The organism is Sutterella massiliensis (genome assembly GCF_016899755.1).
In the GTDB taxonomy this organism is placed as follows: domain Bacteria; phylum Pseudomonadota; class Gammaproteobacteria; order Burkholderiales; family Burkholderiaceae_F; genus Sutterella; species Sutterella massiliensis.
The window spans coordinates 1-818 of the sequence record NZ_JACJJC010000161.1; the positions used below are offsets into that span (position 1 = coordinate 1).

1 pseudogene is annotated in these 818 nt (G+C 49.0%); it reads right to left on the reverse strand.

Features of this window, described 5'->3' with window-relative positions:
* Positions 1-119: pseudogene (locus H6A60_RS13825) on the reverse strand (porin); the annotation flags it as partial.
* Between the last annotated feature and the right edge of the window lie 699 nt (positions 120-818).

An 818-nucleotide genomic window follows, 5' to 3' on the forward strand; every position in this document is an offset into this window, starting at 1 on the left:
GCATCGACGTGCTGATAGTTGAAGCCGTAGTCAACCAAACCGTAAAGGGTAACATCAGCAGCGAGAGCGGAACCGGCAAAAGCGCCGAGAACGGCGAGAGCAGCAAGAGACTTTTTCATTTTCTGTGCCTTTAAGATATGTTCTAGGAGCCTATCGATCGTGCACCTCGATAGTGCTGAAGCACATTCTCGGCGACACTTGTCAATTTGGCATTAACTAAAACGGATCGAGTTCGTAAATTACTTAAATTTCAGTATGTTACGCGCCATACAAGGTGTTGTGTATGCGCAACACCTGAAAGCCTGCCATAGAGCTTGAAACATTGGTTTACATGTGTAGGCAAGCTACCAACAAATAATGAAGACTTAAGTGCCGCCAGCAACCCGATTGTTAATCTGGTGCCGTAAAGGTTCGAACCAACGAAAAAGATCGCGATCGGGCGGTTGAAGCCGTAACAATTCGCAGAACGGAATCTTGCGAAACATCGTCGTAAAGACCGCGCTTTTAGATGCTGTTGGCTAGCTCAACGAGATAGTCACTCATACGGTTGGCGCCTAGCGGTCGTACGAGGAAAACCATGTAGTCTAGGAGCGAGTTCATTCAGCACTTTGCGGCGGAAGTCATCCGGATGATCGTGCTGATTAAGGTGCAGATCTCGATTCTGCATTTCCGAAAGGACTAAAAGCGCACTAAGTCGAGCGCCGGGAAACGCCCAGCTTCATTATCCGATACGCCATTTGAAAAGAGTCACGAACGCTCAGCGGCAATTCGCTTGCGCCTTAAAAGCCACGCCGTTCAGCCAGGCCGTTGTCCTCACC